The sequence below is a fragment of the Streptomyces sp. 8L genome, assembly GCF_020176795.1.
In the GTDB taxonomy this organism is placed as follows: Bacteria; Actinomycetota; Actinomycetes; order Streptomycetales; family Streptomycetaceae; genus Streptomyces.
On sequence record NZ_JAIUKE010000322.1, the window covers coordinates 1 to 15,182 of the forward strand.

Annotated in this window: 10 protein-coding genes and 2 pseudogenes; 5 read left to right on the top strand and 7 right to left on the bottom strand. The window is 71.9% G+C overall.

All coding sequences use genetic code 11. The features are described 5' to 3' along the window. Nucleotides 1–195: 195 nt before the first annotated feature. The 3 genes from LCE31_RS24565 (at nt 196) to LCE31_RS24575 (ending at nt 4,223) form a co-directional block, all read left to right on the top strand. Nucleotides 196–855 (top strand): response regulator transcription factor, encoded by a 660-nt coding sequence (locus LCE31_RS24565; protein WP_225017701.1) that lies wholly within the window; start codon nt 196–198, stop codon nt 853–855. 301 nt (nt 856–1,156) lie between these two features. Beyond that, nucleotides 1,157–3,130, top strand: a complete 1,974-nt coding sequence (locus tag LCE31_RS24570) for a 2-oxoacid:acceptor oxidoreductase subunit alpha (protein WP_225017693.1) — start codon at nt 1,157–1,159, stop codon at nt 3,128–3,130. A gap of 4 nt (nt 3,131–3,134) precedes the next feature. After that, complete coding sequence (locus LCE31_RS24575; RefSeq protein WP_225017703.1) at nt 3,135–4,223, top strand: 2-oxoacid:ferredoxin oxidoreductase subunit beta; 1,089 nt, start codon at nt 3,135–3,137, stop codon at nt 4,221–4,223. Between the two features lie 81 nt (nt 4,224–4,304). On the opposite strand, the gene LCE31_RS24580 is transcribed toward LCE31_RS24575, so the two are convergent. Beyond that, nucleotides 4,305–5,240 (bottom strand): TauD/TfdA dioxygenase family protein, encoded by a 936-nt coding sequence (locus LCE31_RS24580; RefSeq protein WP_225017705.1) that lies wholly within the window; start codon nt 5,238–5,240, stop codon nt 4,305–4,307. Between the two features lie 559 nt (nt 5,241–5,799). Between LCE31_RS24580 and rarD the strand changes: the two are divergent. Continuing rightward, nucleotides 5,800–6,801, top strand: a pseudogene (rarD, locus tag LCE31_RS24585) (EamA family transporter RarD); the annotation flags it as partial. Between the two features lie 39 nt (nt 6,802–6,840). Here the strand turns inward: rarD and LCE31_RS24590 are convergent. From LCE31_RS24590 to LCE31_RS24605, 4 genes are all read right to left on the bottom strand, one after another. Beyond that, complete coding sequence (locus LCE31_RS24590; RefSeq protein ID WP_308042302.1) at nt 6,841–7,929, bottom strand: ABC transporter permease; 1,089 nt, start codon at nt 7,927–7,929, stop codon at nt 6,841–6,843. Further along, on the bottom strand, nt 7,916–8,920 hold the full coding sequence (locus LCE31_RS24595) for an ABC transporter ATP-binding protein (protein WP_374118544.1): 1,005 nt from the start codon (nt 8,918–8,920) through the stop codon (nt 7,916–7,918). Before LCE31_RS24595 ends, LCE31_RS24590 begins: the two co-directional genes overlap by 14 nt. A gap of 213 nt (nt 8,921–9,133) precedes the next feature. Continuing rightward, complete coding sequence (locus LCE31_RS24600; protein WP_225017695.1) at nt 9,134–10,495, bottom strand: LolA family protein; 1,362 nt, start codon at nt 10,493–10,495, stop codon at nt 9,134–9,136. Nucleotides 10,496–10,766: 271 nt separating this feature from the next. Continuing rightward, nucleotides 10,767–11,777 (bottom strand): polyprenyl synthetase family protein, encoded by a 1,011-nt coding sequence (locus tag LCE31_RS24605; protein WP_225017697.1) that lies wholly within the window; start codon nt 11,775–11,777, stop codon nt 10,767–10,769. 155 nt (nt 11,778–11,932) lie between these two features. Here LCE31_RS24605 and LCE31_RS24610 point away from each other — a divergent pair. Beyond that, nucleotides 11,933–13,405: pseudogene (locus tag LCE31_RS24610) on the top strand (peptide MFS transporter); the annotation flags it as partial. Nucleotides 13,406–13,484: 79 nt separating this feature from the next. Here the strand turns inward: LCE31_RS24610 and LCE31_RS24615 are convergent. Beyond that, a complete protein-coding gene (locus LCE31_RS24615; RefSeq protein ID WP_308042303.1) occupies nt 13,485–14,159 on the bottom strand; it encodes an ATP-dependent Clp protease proteolytic subunit in 675 nt (224 codons plus the stop codon). A 48-nt stretch (nt 14,160–14,207) separates the two neighbouring features. After that, complete coding sequence (locus tag LCE31_RS24620; protein WP_225017712.1) at nt 14,208–14,813, bottom strand: ATP-dependent Clp protease proteolytic subunit; 606 nt, start codon at nt 14,811–14,813, stop codon at nt 14,208–14,210. Nucleotides 14,814–15,182: the final 369 nt, after the last annotated feature.

The window sequence follows — 15,182 nt, forward strand, 5'->3', positions numbered from 1 at the left end:
CGCCTGCACGGGCCCCGGCCGGTCCCCCACCCCCGCCGGGGCAGCGTCGCGCGGGCAACTCGGCGGGGCGCCCCCGCGTCCGTTGACGGGAATGCTGGGATGCTGGGGGGACCGGGACGTCCCGGTCGGGAGACGTCCGGGCGTGCGTGACGCATGGGGGGTTGCGAGACAGTGGCTGCGGCTGTGGAGGACAGAGTGCGGGTGGTCATCGCCGAGGATTCGGTGCTGCTCCGGGAGGGCCTGACCCGGCTCCTGACGGATCTGGGGCACGAGGTGGTCGCGGGCGTCGGCGACGCGGTGGCGCTGACCAAGACCATCGGCGAGCTGGCGGAAGCGGGCGCCCTGCCCGATGTCGTCGTCGCGGACGTACGGATGCCGCCGACGCACACCGACGAGGGGGTGCGGGCCGCCGTGTGGCTGCGCAAGGAGCACCCGGGCGTGGGCGTACTCGTCCTGTCGCAGTACGTCGAGGAGGAGTACGCGACTGAGCTGCTCGCCGGGTCGACGCGCGGGGTGGGCTATCTGCTGAAGGACCGGGTGGCCGAGGTCAGGGAGTTCGTGGACGCGGTCGTGCGGGTGGCGGGCGGGGGCACAGCGCTCGACCCCGAGGTCGTGGCCCAGCTGCTCGGCCGCAGCCGCAAGCAGGACGTGCTGGCCGGCCTGACGCCGCGTGAGCGCGAGGTCCTGGGCCTGATGGCCGAGGGCAGGACCAACTCGGCCATCGCGAAGCAGCTCGTGGTGTCGGACGGCGCGGTGGAGAAGCATGTCAGCAACATCTTCCTGAAGCTCGGCCTGTCCCCCAGTGACGGGGATCACCGTCGAGTGCTGGCCGTTCTGACGTATCTCAGGTCGTGAGGCCGGGGAGCCCGGCGGGTGACGCCCGCGCGACCGCGCGGAAGCTGGGCCTCCTGGGCCCGAGCCGCTCGCCCGGCTGCTGGGAGGGGTGGTCCTAGTCCCAAAGAACGAGCGCGCCCGCGCGTCGCACCCGTACCGCAAAACCTCGTAGAACAGGGCATTTACCCGTATCGGGCTGTCTCATGTCAGCGTCCATCATGCGGCCGGACAGAGGTAGGTGACCCTTACCGACGTAGGGTTGCTCCGGGACGGCCGGCGGCCGGCGGTCCCGAGCCGAAGCCTCACAGGGAGGTCCAGTCCAGTGACCAGCCAGGTCAGTAGCGCAGCCGACGAGGCCAACGACGCGGGTGACACCGTCGTCGCGGAGCAGCATGCCCCGTTGTCGGGCCGGTCGGAAGAGTCAGGGCCGGGGGGTTCCGGCGCCAAGGAGATCCGCCGTCTGGACCGTGTCATCATCCGCTTCGCGGGTGACTCGGGCGACGGTATGCAGCTGACAGGTGACCGGTTCACCTCCGAGACGGCGTCCTTCGGGAACGACCTGTCGACCCTTCCCAACTTCCCGGCCGAGATCCGTGCCCCCGCAGGCACGCTGCCGGGTGTGTCGTCGTTTCAGCTGCACTTCGCGGACCACGACATCCTGACCCCGGGCGACGCGCCGGACGTGCTGGTCGCGATGAACCCGGCGGCTCTGAAGGCCAATATCGGGGACGTGCCGCGCGGCGCGGAGATCATCGTCAACACCGACGAGTTCACCAAGCGCCCGATGGCGAAGGTCGGCTACGCCGTCTCCCCGCTGGAGGACGGCTCGCTCGACGCCTACCAGGTGCACCCGGTGCCCCTGACGACGCTGACGATCGAGGCGCTCAAGGAGTTCGGCCTGTCCCGCAAGGAGGCCGAGCGGAGCAAGAACATGTTCGCCCTCGGCCTGCTGTCGTGGATGTACACGCGCCCCACGGAGAACACCGAGGCGTTCCTGCGGTCGAAGTTCGCGAAGAAGCCGCAGATCGCCGAGGCGAACGTGGCCGCCTTCCGGGCCGGCTGGAACTTCGGCGAGACGACCGAGGACTTCGCCGTCTCGTACGAGGTCGCCCCGGCCGGCGAGGCCTTCCCGACCGGTACGTACCGCAACATCTCCGGCAACCTCGCCCTGTCGTACGGTCTGATCGCGGCGGCGCACCAGGCGGAGCTGCCGCTCTACCTCGGGTCGTACCCGATCACCCCGGCCTCCGACATCCTGCACGAGCTGTCGAAGCACAAGAACTTCGGCGTGCGCACCTTCCAGGCCGAGGACGAGATCGCCGGCATCGGCGCCGCCCTCGGCGCGGCCTTCGGCGGCTCTCTCGCCGTCACCACCACGTCGGGTCCCGGCGTCGCGCTCAAGAGCGAGACGATCGGCCTCGCGGTCTCCCTCGAGCTGCCGCTGCTGATCGTGGACATCCAGCGCGGCGGCCCCTCCACGGGCCTGCCGACGAAGACCGAGCAGGCCGACCTGCTCCAGGCGATGTACGGCCGCAACGGCGAGGCCCCCGTGCCGATCGTCGCGCCGTCCACCCCCGCGGACTGCTTCACCGCCGCCCTGGAGGCCGCCCGGATCGCGCTGACGTACCGCACGCCGGTCCTCCTGCTCTCCGACGGGTACCTCGCCAACGGCTCCGAGCCGTGGCGCGTCCCGGAGGCGGAGGAGCTGCCGGACCTGCGCGTCCCGTTCGCCACCGAGCCGAACCACGAGAACGCCGACGGCACCGAGGTGTTCTGGCCCTACAAGCGCGACCCGAAGACGCTGGCGCGCCCGTGGGCCGTGCCCGGCACGCCCGGCCTCGAACACCGCATCGGCGGCATCGAGAAGCAGGACGGCACCGGCAACATCTCGTACGACCCCGCGAACCACGACTTCATGGTGCGCACCCGGGCCGCGAAGGTCGACGGCGTCGAGGTCCCCGACATCACCGTCGACGACCCGGACGGCGCCCGCACGCTGGTGCTCGGCTGGGGCTCCACGTACGGCCCGATCACCGCCGCCGTACGCAGGCTGCGCAAGGCGGGGCAGCCGATCGCCCAGGCGCACCTGCGGCACATCAACCCCTTCCCCGCGAACCTCGGCGAGGTCCTCAAGCGCTACGACAAGGTCGTCGTGCCGGAGATGAACCTCGGCCAGCTCGCGACCCTGCTGCGGGCCAAGTACCTGGTGGACGCGCACTCCTACAACCAGGTCAACGGCATGCCCTTCAAGGCCGAACAGCTCGCTACGGCCATCGAGGAGGCCATCAATGTCTGAGGCAATGTCCGGGGCGCTGTCCGGGGCCGGTGCCGGTGCCGTGGCGAACGAGCTGCTGACGCTGGTCCCGAAGACCGAGGCCAAGCAGTCCATGAAGGACTTCAAGTCGGACCAGGAGGTCCGCTGGTGCCCCGGCTGCGGCGACTACGCCGTCCTCGCCGCGGTCCAGGGCTTCATGCCCGACCTCGGGCTGGCGAAGGAGAACATCGTCTTCGTCTCGGGCATCGGGTGCAGCTCCCGCTTCCCGTACTACATGAACACCTACGGGATGCACTCGATCCACGGCCGCGCACCGGCCATCGCCACGGGCCTCGCGACCTCCCGCCGCGACCTGTCGGTGTGGGTCGTGACGGGTGACGGCGACTCGCTGTCCATCGGCGGCAACCACCTCATCCACGCGCTGCGCCGCAACGTCAACCTGAAGATCCTGCTGTTCAACAACCGGATCTACGGCCTGACGAAGGGCCAGTACTCGCCCACCTCCGAGGTCGGCAAGATCACCAAGTCGACGCCGATGGGGTCGCTCGACGCCCCGTTCAACCCGGTGTCCCTGGCGATCGGCGCCGAGGCCTCGTTCGTGGCCCGTACGGTCGACTCGGACCGCAAGCACCTCACGAGCGTGCTGCGCGCCGCGGCCGACCACCCCGGTACGGCGCTGGTGGAGATCTACCAGAACTGCAACATCTTCAACGACGGCGCCTTCGAGGTCCTCAAGGACAAGGACCAGGCCCAGGAGGCCGTGATCCGCCTGGAGGACGGGCAGCCGATCCGCTTCGGCACCGACAGCGCCAAGGGCGTCGTGCGCGACGAGCGGACCGGTGATCTGGAGGTCGTGGAGGTCACGCCGGAGAACGAGTCGCGGGTCCTGGTCCACGACGCGTCGGCCGCGTCCCCGACGACGGCGTTCGCGCTCTCGCGCCTCGCCGACCCGGACACGCTGCACCACACGCCGATCGGCGTCTTCCGCAATGTGCGCAGGCCGGTCTACGACACCCTGATGAACGAGCAGCTGGACAGGGCCGTCGAGCAGCGGGGCAAGGGCGACCTGTCCGCGCTGCTGACGGGCAGCGACACCTGGACCGTCGCCGGCTGACGCGCCCTCATCACGCACCGCGCCCCCGGGGCCCCGGAAGGGCCGCCCGGGGGCCGCGGTCGTTACCGCTCACCGAGGGCGTCAGAAGGGCCGGTCCCCCGCGATGGCGACGCGCTCCGCGACCCGGCGCTCGTCGCCGTAGTCGTTCACGGCGTAGTGCTGGGTGGCGCGGTTGTCCCAGAAGGCGATGTCCCCGGCCGCCCAGCGCCACCTGACCTGGTACTCCGGCACATGGGCCTGCTGGAACAGCAGCCGCAGCAGCCGGTCGCTCTCCTCCTGCGGGAGCCCCGTGATGTGCGTGGTGAACGAGGTGTTCACGAACAGCATCCGCCGCCCGGTCTCCGGGTGGCGGCGTACGACCGGGTGCTCGACCGGCGGGAACATCTCCTGGAACGCGGCGAGCCGTCCGGGCTCGGTGAACCGCGCGAAACCCGGCAGGAAGTCGTGCACCGCCCGCGCCCCGTCGATCCGCTCGCGCACGTCCTGCGGCAGGTTGTCGTACGCGGCGGCCATGTCGGCCCACATGGTGTCGCCGCCCGCGGCCGGCACCTCGCGCAGTTGCAGCACGGCGCCCATCGCGGGCCGTTCGCGGAAGGTGACGTCGGTGTGCCAGACGTTCTCGAAGGTGCGCGCGGCGGAGCGGTCGAAGCGTGCGACGTCGGCGGGGCCCGCCGAGGCGAGCAGCGGATTGGTCTCCAGCTCACCCCAGTTGCGGGCGAAGGCGCGCTGCGCGTCGGGGGTGAGGTGCTGTCCCCGGAAGAAGAGGACCTTCCACTCGACGAGCGCGCGGTTCAGCTCCTCGCGCAGGGTGCGGCCGAGGGGCCGCGCGAGGTCGAGCCCCCGGATCTCGGCGCCGATGGTCGCGGCCTGCGGGACGACGTCGAACAGCTCGTACGGACGGCTCACCATGCCCTCCGGCAGCCGGCGCAGCACGCGCGGGCCCTCGTGGAGCCCGCCGGCGGGGATGCGGAAGGAGCGCAGCACGGGAGCGGACGGGGCGGACGGGGCGGAAGTGATGTCGGAGACGGGCGGGACGGTGGGGGCGGTGGGGACGTTGGCGGCATGCGTGGTCAAGGCGGTTCCTCCGGAGGCGGGCGCGCGTCGGCACGGCCGGGTTGCACGGTTCACACAGACGCGCGGAAACGAGCGGGAAGAGACACGGGAAGACACAACGGGGTGAAGGCGGGAGCGGAAGTGCGGGCGTGAGACGCCGGAGTGCGGGAGAGGCGCCGTCAGGCGCGGCAGAGAGCCGGACAGCTGTCGCAGCCGCGACAGGAGAGCGGGGCCGGGGGCGAACCCACCCGGCCGCGGCGGCGCAGGAAGCTGCGGCCGCGCGGTGCGCACTCGCCGTGGGGAGCGCGAGTGCCCGACTCCATCGCACAGTCGATCGAGCACATCCTCATGGCCGCAGCGTACCTCGCACCCCTGTGCGCCGTCCCGTGTGCGCCACCCCTGTCCGTACCCCTGAATGTGCCCTGCCCGTACGCCTGTACGCCGCTGTACGCCGCGCCTGTCATGACCGTATGGCGAAACGCACATGACAGGGGCCGGGTCCTGCCGCTACCGTCCCGTACGGATGCGGGACGTGACGTGGACACGAACGTCCCGCCGCGGACGGCGCACGGGAGGGGGCCGCGTGAAGACGGACGAGGAACAGCAGCGCTCCGGGCTGCTGTACGGGATCGGCGCGTACGGGATCTGGGGCCTGGTGCCGCTGTACTGGCCGCTGCTCGATCCCGCGGGCGCCCTCGAAGTGCTGGCACACCGCATGGTGTGGTCGCTCGGGGTGGTGGCGATCGCCCTGGCCTGTACGCGCCGCTGGGCGTGGATCGCCGAACTGGCGAGGCAGCCGCGCCGGGTGGGACTGCTGGTGCTCGCCGCGGCCACGATCACGGTCAACTGGGGCGTCTACATCTGGGCCGTGGACGCGGGCCACGTCGTGGAGGCCTCGCTCGGCTACTTCATCAATCCGCTCGTGACGATCCTGCTGGCGGTCGTGCTGCTCAAGGAACGGCTGCGGGCAGCGCAGTGGGCTGCGGTCGGCGTCGGCGCGACCGCCGTGGTGGTCATCTCGGTCGGGTACGGGCGGCTGCCGTGGATCTCGCTGGTGCTGGCGTTCTCGTTCGGCACGTACGGCCTGGTCAAGAAGAAGGTCGGCCTGGGCGGCCTGGAGTCGCTCGCGGCGGAGACGACGGTGCTGTTCCTGCCCGCTCTTGGCTTCCTGCTGTGGCTGGGCGCGACCGGCGGGTCGACGTTCACCGCGCACGGCACGGGCCACGCAGCCTGGCTCGCCTCGGCGGGGCTGGTCACGGCCGTGCCGCTGGTGCTGTTCGGCGCGTCCGCCATCCGCGTACCGCTGACGACGCTCGGGCTGCTCCAGTACCTCACGCCGGTGCTCCAGCTGGCCCTGGGCGTCGCGTACTTCCACGAGGCCATGTCGCCGGAGCGGTGGGCCGGGTTCGCGCTGGTGTGGATGGCGCTGGCCATCCTGACGTGGGACGCGCTGCGCACGGCCCGCCGCACACGCGTACGTATGGCAGAACTGCGCGCGGCGGCGCGACGTCCTTCGCCGGCCAGCGGGCCCGGCGCGGCGGCGTCCTTCGCCGGGCAGCGGGGCCTACGCGGCGATGTCCTTCGACGAGAAGCGGGCCCAGGCCGCCGAGCCGAAGACCAGCGCGTAGACGCCCTGGACCACGAGGTTCTTCACCACGCTGTCCCAGAGGACCGGCGCGCGCATCACGTCGGTGAACGAGAGCCAGTAGTGCGAGAACAGATACGGGTGGATCGCGTCGAGCTGGGGGATCGAGTCGAGGATCTGCACGGTGATCAGCAGCCCGACCGTCGAGGCCATCGCCGCGATCCCGCTGCCCGTCAGCGTCGAGATGAACAGGCCGACCGCCGCGAACCCGACCAGTGAGGCCGCCGCCAGCACCGCGACGAGCAGCGCGCGCAGCAGGCCCGCGCCGAACGTGATCGTCGTGCCTGAGAGGGTCGTGACCGAGCCCACGGGGAACAGCAGCGCGCCCGTGGCCAGCGCGAACGCCGCCACGACGAGCGCCGCGGCCAGGCAGAACGCCAGCGCGGTGGCGTACTTGGCGAGCAGCAGCCTGGTCCGGCCGGCCGGGACGACCAGCAGATAGCGCAGCGTCCCGCCGGCCGACTCGCCCGCGACCGAGTCGCCCACGATCACGCCGACGGTCATCGGCAGGAACACCGGAAGAGTCGCGGCGAGCGCGGCGAAGACCAGGAAGAGGCCGTTGTTGGTGACCTGCGTGAGGAACGCGGGACCGCCGCCGCCGTGGCCCGCGGCGCCCCCGTCGCTCGTCTCGATCTTCACCGCGACGCCGACGAGGACCGGGACGGCGGCGAGGACCGCGAGCAGCGCCAGTGAGCGCCACCTGCGGAACGTCGTCAGCAGCTCGGAACGGAAGAACCCGAGCGTCCACCGGAGGGCGGGCCGCCCCTCCCCCGCGGCGACGTCCGCCGGGTCGCCCGCATCCGCACCCACGCTCGCCTGCGGGGTCACGCCCGCCTGCGGGGTCAGGCCCGCATCCACACCCACGCCCGCACCCGCGGGCCCTGTCTCCGCGAAGCCGCCGCCCGCGAGCGCCTCGCCCGCCGACCGGCCGCCCGCCGGCTCGCCGCCCGACCGCTCACCGCCCGGCCGGGGCGCGTCCGCGCCGTCCGCCGTCTCAGCCCGCGACATCGAAACCCTCTCCCGTCAGCGCCACGAAGGCGTCCTCCAGCGTGCCGCGTTCCACACCGAACGCCCGCACCCGCACCCCCGCGCGCACCAGCGCCGCGTTGAGGTCGGCCGGGTCCGTCCTGGCCGCCTCGCCGTCACCGGCGGGCAGTTCGCCGGAGACCCGGCTCTCCCCCGTCTCGATGGCGGTGACGCCGTGCCCGGCCAGCACGCGGGCCGCTTCGGCCGGATCGGGCGTGGTGACCGCGAGCCTGCCCCGCGTGCCCGCCGACAGGTCGGCCACCGAGCCCTGTGCGATCAGCCTGCCCTGCGCCATGACGGCCGCGTGCGTGCAGACCTGCTCGATCTCGTCCAGCAGGTGCGAGGAGAGGAAGACGGTCGTGCCCTCCGCGGCGAGTTCCCGCACCAGCGTCCTGATCTCCCGCATGCCCTGCGGGTCGAGGCCGTTGGTCGGCTCGTCCAGGACGAGCAGCCTGCGGGGCCGCAGCAGGGCGGCGGCGATGCCGAGCCGCTGCTTCATGCCGAGGGAGTACGCCTTGGCCCTCTTGCCCGCCGCCGTGCCGAGCCCTACGCGGTCGAGGGCCGCGTCCACCCGCGCCCCGCGGGTGCGCGGGTCGGCCGTCGGGTCCGTGGCGTCGTAGCGTACGAGATTGTCCCGGCCGCTGAGGAAGCCGTACTGGGCAGGGCCCTCGATCAGAGCGCCCACCTGCGGCAGCACCGCCCGCGCCGCGCGCGGCATGGGCAGGCCGAGCAGGCTCGCGGAGCCCGCCGTGGGCTGCACGAGGCCGAGCAGCATCCGGATGGTCGTGGTCTTGCCCGAGCCGTTGGGCCCGAGGAACCCGAACACGCTGCCGTCCGGCACGGTCAGGTCCAGCCCGTCGACGGCGAGCTGCCCGCCCCGGAAGCGCTTCGTCAGGCCGCGCGCCTCGATGACGGGCGGCGCCGCCCGGCCGGGGCGTGACCGCCCACCGGCCTTTGCCACCACAGTGTTCACCACGTTCGCCAGTCCCTTCGGTCCCCGCCGTCCGCCGCCGTCCGCCACTCGCGCCGCCGTCCGGTCCGGCGCCCCCCCCCCCCCCCGCCCCGGGGGGGCCCCCCCCGCCCGCGCCCCCCCCCCCCCCCCCCCCCCCCCCCCCCCCCCCCCCGCCCCCCCCCGCGCGGGCCCGCCCCCCCCCGCGGCCGGGACATCCGGGCCAGCGGTGCGTCGCTACTTGGCGGCGGCGTTCGCGATGTCGACCAGCTTCTGCTGACTCACGGCGCCGGCGTAGACGGTGCCCTTGTCGGTCATCAGGGCGTTGACCAGGCGGGTGTGGAACACCGTGCCCGAGCCGAACTTCCCGTTGACCTTGTCACCCAGCGAGCCGAGGAAGCCCTGGACGTCCTGGGAGCCCTGGGGCGCCTTGGACGCGTCGCCCTTGGCGGACTGGCCCGCCGCGCCCGCGGGAGAGGGCAGTTCGACCACCGAGGTCCAGCCGGTGCCGATGACCTTGACCCTGCTCAGCGCGGCCTTCGCCCGGCCCTGGGCCTGCTTCGGCGAGTCCTGCCCCGACGGCCACTGCGACGACGGCTTCCGCGTCTGCTGCGACGGCGTCTGCTGGGACGGTACGTGCTGCTTGCCCTCGGTGACCTTCGTCCCCTTCGGCGGGGTGAAGGTGAACGTCGAGGCCGCGGGCTTGCCGAAGTCGACGGAGGTGTAGCCGACATCGACGACGGCCTTGCCGCCGCCGCTCGGCGCCAGCGTGAACTTCAGCGGGGTGCCGGTCTTCGAGTCGACCGCCACCCGGATCGAGCCGATCGTGGACCCGGCCTGCTTGGGCTTGATCAGCAGGTCGTACGCGTCCCGGCCGGCGACCCGCGAGGTGCCGTCGACGCTGATCGACGTCGTGGACCCGGCGGCCTTGAGGGCGTCGTCCGCGAACTGCCGCGGCGTCGTCGGCAGGTCGCCGCCCTTGGGCAGGACGGGCAGGTTCCTCGCGGTGCCGGAGGACGGGGCGGTCCCCTTCGGGGCCGTCGTGTGGAACGCCTCGTTGCTCGCGCTGTCGTAGGCCCACACCTGGCCGCCGTTGTGGATGAGGCTGTACTCCGCCGCGTTCTCCAGGATGGAGACCTTCTGCTTCTGCGGCCCGTCCACGGCCACCCGCAGCGTGTGCGTGCCCGAGGCCAGCTCCATCAGCTTGGACTCGGGATTCGCCGCAGAGCCCGAGGCGGAGGCGGACGGCGCCCCCGAGGAACCGCCCGAGCCGCCCGAGCCGCCGAGCGCGGACGAGCCGCCCACCGAACCGCCGAGGCCGCCCAGCGAGGGCAGCCCGAGGTCCGTGGTGATCTTCACGGAGCCGGAGAGCTGCTCCGTGTCGGAGGCGGCGATCTTCTGGACCAGGTCGTGCGCGCTGATCTTGGGAAGGTCCGGGTCGCCGGACGCCGCGAGCGCCGGCACCAGGCCGATCGTCGCCGCGGCGACCCCCGCGACGGCCACCGGAACGGCGTACCTGGCCACCGTCCTGCGGCCCGTGGCACGGTCCCTGTCCCCGACCGTCGCCTCCGTGCTCCCTGCCGTGTCGTTGCCTGCCATGTGTGCCCTACCTCCGTGATCGGCGGCCGGTCATTACGGTCGTCAGTGCCGCGTGCGCTCGTCCACTTGCCCGAGGTTCCCCCGAAGTTCATTCTCACTCGACAGGGCAACGAGCGCGTATGTCAATCTGACCAAACGGCCCAATCACTGGCGTCAACCCCGCGGAGCAACTTTCCGTCCCCCTACGGGATGACACCGCTCGGGCGACCCCTAGAGGCGCGGTGCCGGAGGGAGAGGCGTCAGCTGGAGGCACGTCCCGGAGGAGGAGGCGTCAGCCCGCCCGGTGGACCACCGCGTCGCACAGCTCCGTCAGCGCGGACTTCGCGAAGCACTCGGGCAGCGGCGCGAGCGTCTCGCGGGCCGCCGTCGCGTACCGCACCGCCTCGTCCATGGCCTGCTGGAGCGCCGGGTGGGCGCGCAGCCGGCGCAGCGCCTCGGCGTGCCTGGCGTCGTCGGAGAGGTCCGAGGCGAGCAGTTCCACGAGCTGCACGTCGTCCGGGTCCGCCAGCTTCTCGGCCCGGGCGCGCAGCAGCAGTACGGGCAGGGTGGGGATGCCCTCGCGCAGGTCGGTGCCGGGGGTCTTGCCGGACTCGTGGGACTCGCTGGCGATGTCCAGCACGTCGTCCGCGAGCTGGAAGGCGACGCCCAGGCGCTCGCCGAACTGGGTGAGGATGTCCACGATCCGCTCGTCGGCGCCCGACATCAGCGCGCCGAACCGCCCGGACACGGCGACGAGCGAGCCCGCCTTGCCGGACAGCACGTCGAGGTAGTGGGCGACCGGGTCGCGGCCGTCGCGCGGCCCCGCGGTCTCCAGGATCTGCCCCGTCACGAGCCGCTCGAACGCCTCGGCCTGGATGCGTACGGCCTCGGGCCCCAGCTCCGCGAGGATCTGCGAGGCGCGGGAGAAGAGGAAGTCGCCGGTGAGGACCGCGACCGAGTTGTCCCAGCGGGCGTTGGCGCTGTCGACGCCGCGGCGGACCTCGGCCTCGTCCATCACGTCGTCGTGGTACAGCGTCGCCAGGTGGGTGAGCTCGACGACGACGGCCGAGGGGACGACACCCGGCGCGTACGGGTCGCCGAACTGCGCCGCGAGCAGGACGAGCAGCGGCCGGAATCGTTTGCCGCCCGCGCGCACCAGGTGCTGGGACGCCTCATTGATGAAGGCGACGTCGCTCTTGGTGGCATCGAGCAGTCCCGCCTCGACTGCCGCCAATCCGGTCTGGACATCGGCTTCGAGGGCCTGGTCCCGCATGCTCAGCCCGAACGGCCCGACGACGGTCACGAGGGGTACTCCTGTCTGCTGACGATCACACGGATTGTCGATGTGTCGCTGCCATCACTCAAGTCAGCGTATCCGGTCGCGTTTCGATCACCGTGGGCGCCTTCCCGACACCGACGGTATGTTCGTGATCAGTCGTACGAGCGGAAGAGAGTACTTTGTCCGACACGGTGACCGACACGGGCGGGAACGGAGAGCAACCTCCTCCGGAGGACGACCGGGCGGTTTTCGGCCAGCCCAGAGGGCTTGTCACGCTGTCGGGTCTGGAAATCTGGGAGCGCTTCTCGTTCCTGGGGATGCAGGCCATCCTCGTCCTCTACTTCGTCGACAGCGTCGCACACGGCGGCCTCGGCATGGCCGACGGCACGGCCGCCTCCGTCTCCGCGGCGTACGGCACGCTCGTCTACCTGGTCTCGGTCGGCGGCGGCTGGCTCGCGGACCGCATCCTCGGCTCGTACCGCTCCGTGCTGTGGGGCGGTGTCCTCATCGCCATCGGCCACTACCTGATGGCGATCCCCGCCGTCTGGGCGACCTGGGCCGGGCTCGGCCTCATCAGCGCCGGCACGGGCCTGCTGAAGCCGAACGTCTCGTACCTGGTCGGCAAGCTCTACGCGACGAAGGACGAGCGGCGCGACGCGGGCTTCGCCCTGTACTACATGGCCATCAACATCGGCTCCTTCCTCGGGCCGCTGGTGACGGGGTGGCTCGGCGACCACGCGAGCTGGCACTGGGCGTTCTCCGCGGCGGCCTTCGGCATGACGCTCGGCCTCATCCAGTACGTCGCGGGCCGCCGGCACCTCGCCGGGCGCGGCAGCGCCCCTGAGTACCGGCTCGCGCCCGCGCCGATGCGGCGCGCGGTGCGGTGGATGGTGATCGGCGCCGTGGTGGCCGCGGTGCTCGCGACGGCGCTCTCGCTCGCCGGGTGGCTGACGCTCGGCCGGTTCGTCGACGTGCTGACGGCGGTCTCGATCGCCGCGCCGGTCGTGTACTTCGCGGTGATGTTCACGAGCCCGCGGGTCTCCCGCGAGGAGCGGGGGCGGCTGCGCCCCTACATCGTGCTGTTCGCCGCGTCCGTGGTCTTCAACTACATCCTCTTCCAGGCGTATTCGACGATGATCCTGCTCGCCGCCTCGAACGCCGAGTCGAGCATCCTCGGCTTCGACTTCCCGGCGAGCTGGTACACGTCGGCGCTCGGCGCGTTCGAGGTGGGGCTCGCCCCGCTCGTCGCCGCCACCTGGGTGCGGATGGGCAGCCGCCAGCCGCACGCCTCCAACAAGATCGCCCTCGGTGTGGTCCTGGGCGGCCTGTCGTTCCTGCTGATCGTCCTGCCGACGTCCGGCCACACCAGCGACCACTACACGATGGCGGTCTGGTGGATCGTCGGCTCGTACATCCTGCTCGGACTCGGCGACATCCTGCTGGAGACGTCCGGCCTGTCCGCGTCCACCAAGCTCGCGCCGCGGGCGTTCGCCAGCCAGACGATGGCGCTGTGGTTCCTCTCCCTCGCCATGGCCAACGGCATCCAGGCGCAGACCGTGAAGCTCTACGACAACATCTCGCACCCCGCGTACTTCGGCGTGAACGGCGCCGTCGCGGTGGCCGCGGGCCTCGCGCTCCGCGGCCCCCCCCCCCCCCCCGCCCGGGGCCGCCCCCCCCCCCCCCCCCCCCGGGGGCGGGTGTGGCGCGGGCCGCGCCAAGGGTGCGCGCCGGTCAGGCCGCGGAGGCGGCCGTGGTCTTGCGGGTGGAGACGATCTGGTCGACCAGACCGTAGGCGAGCGCGTCCTCGGCCGTGAGGATCTTGTCGCGCTCGATGTCGTCCCTGACCTTCTCGATCGGGGTCGTCGAGTGCTTCGCGAGCATCTCCTCCAGCTGCGTGCGCATGCGGAGGATCTCGTTGGCCGCGATCTCCAGGTCGGAGAGCTGCTCGCGGCCCGTCTGGCTCGACGGCTGGTGGATCAGCACGCGCGCGTTGGGCAGCGCGAGCCGCTTGCCGGGCGAGCCGCAGGCGAGCAGCACGGCCGCGGCGGAGGCCGCCTGGCCCATGCACACGGTCTGGATGTCCGGCTTCACGAACTGCATCGTGTCGTAGATGGCCGTGAGGGCCGTCATCGAGCCGCCGGGGCTGTTGATGTAGATGGAGATGTCGCGGTCCGGGTCCATCGACTCCAGGCACAGCAGCTGCGCCATGACGTCGTTGGCGGAGGCGTCGTCGATCTGCACGCCGAGGAAGATCACGCGCTCCTCGAACAGCTTCGCGTACGGGTCGTACTCGCGGACGCCCTGCGAGGTGCGCTCGACGAAGCGCGGGACGACGTAGCGGTTGTCCACCTGCGGGCCCGTGTACAGGCCGCTCGCGGAAGTGTTGTTCATGTGGGTGTTCACCATTCCTATGACCTTGGGAGACCTTCGGGGGACGTACCGGGGCGGGGTAGCTCAGGCCCCGGTGCCGCCGCCGCCCGGAACTCCCGAGGCAGCGGAGATGATCTCGTCGATGATGCCGTAGTCCCGGGCCTCCTCGGCGGAGAACCAGCGGTCGCGGTCGCCGTCGCGGATGATCGTCTCTTCGGTCTGGCCGGTGTGACGAGCGGTGATCTCGGCCATGCGCTTCTTGGTACGCAGCAGCTGCTCGGCCTGGATCTTGATGTCGGACGCGGTGCCGCCGAGGCCCGCGGAGCCCTGGTGCATGAGGATGTCGGTGTTGGGCAGCGCGAAGCGCTTGCCGGCCGACCCGCCGGTCAGCAGGAACTGGCCCATGGACGCGGCGAGACCCATTCCGATGGTCACCACGTCGTTGGGGATGTACTGCATGGTGTCGTAGACGGCCATGCCGGCCGTCACGGAGCCACCGGGGCTGTTGATGTAGAGGTAGATGTCCTTCTCGGGCTCGGCCGCGAGAAGAAGGAGCTGCGCGGTGATCCTGTTGGCGATGTCATCGTCCACCTGCTGGCCGAGGAAGATGATCCGCTCGCCGAGCAGCCGACTGTAGACCTGGTCGCCGAGGCCCCCACCGATGGACGGGTCTCCGGCGGCGAGGGGCATCAGATTCGTCACGTGTCCACCTGCTCGTCTCTGACGGCATCGGCCGTCTCAGCGTCTTCGTCCCGAGTTTCGGAGGCCGGGCCGCACTGCACCCGGACGACTTCTCCGGCTCTCGTACTCATGGACCCTAACCCCCAGGTCGGCGGGCGCCATCCCGGTTCTGTAGCTGTTCGCTCGGAGCGCAAGGTAGTTGGGCTCCGGTGCGGGGTGCCGCCGACCGTATCGCGGGCTCCCCCGGCGGTGCCGGGCGGGGGCGGCGGACCCGGCGGGGGGGGCGGGGGGCGCCCCGGCGCCCCCGGGGGGGGGCGGGGGGCGCCCCCCCGCCCGGGGCCCCCCCCCCCCCCCGGGGCCGCGACCCACATCCAGGAC

Coding starts and splice junctions, on each gene's coding strand:
- LCE31_RS24615 (WP_308042303.1), bottom strand. CDS start 14,159: ATGGTGAACACCCACATGAACAACACTTCCGCGAGCGGCCTGTACACG.
- LCE31_RS24590 (WP_308042302.1), bottom strand. CDS start 7,929: ATGTCGCGGGCTGAGACGGCGGACGGCGCGGACGCGCCCCGGCCGGGC.
- LCE31_RS24575 (WP_225017703.1), top strand. CDS start 3,135: ATGTCCGGGGCGCTGTCCGGGGCCGGTGCCGGTGCCGTGGCGAACGAG.
- LCE31_RS24600 (WP_225017695.1), bottom strand. CDS start 10,495: ATGGCAGGCAACGACACGGCAGGGAGCACGGAGGCGACGGTCGGGGAC.
- LCE31_RS24620 (WP_225017712.1), bottom strand. CDS start 14,813: ATGCCCCTCGCCGCCGGAGACCCGTCCATCGGTGGGGGCCTCGGCGAC.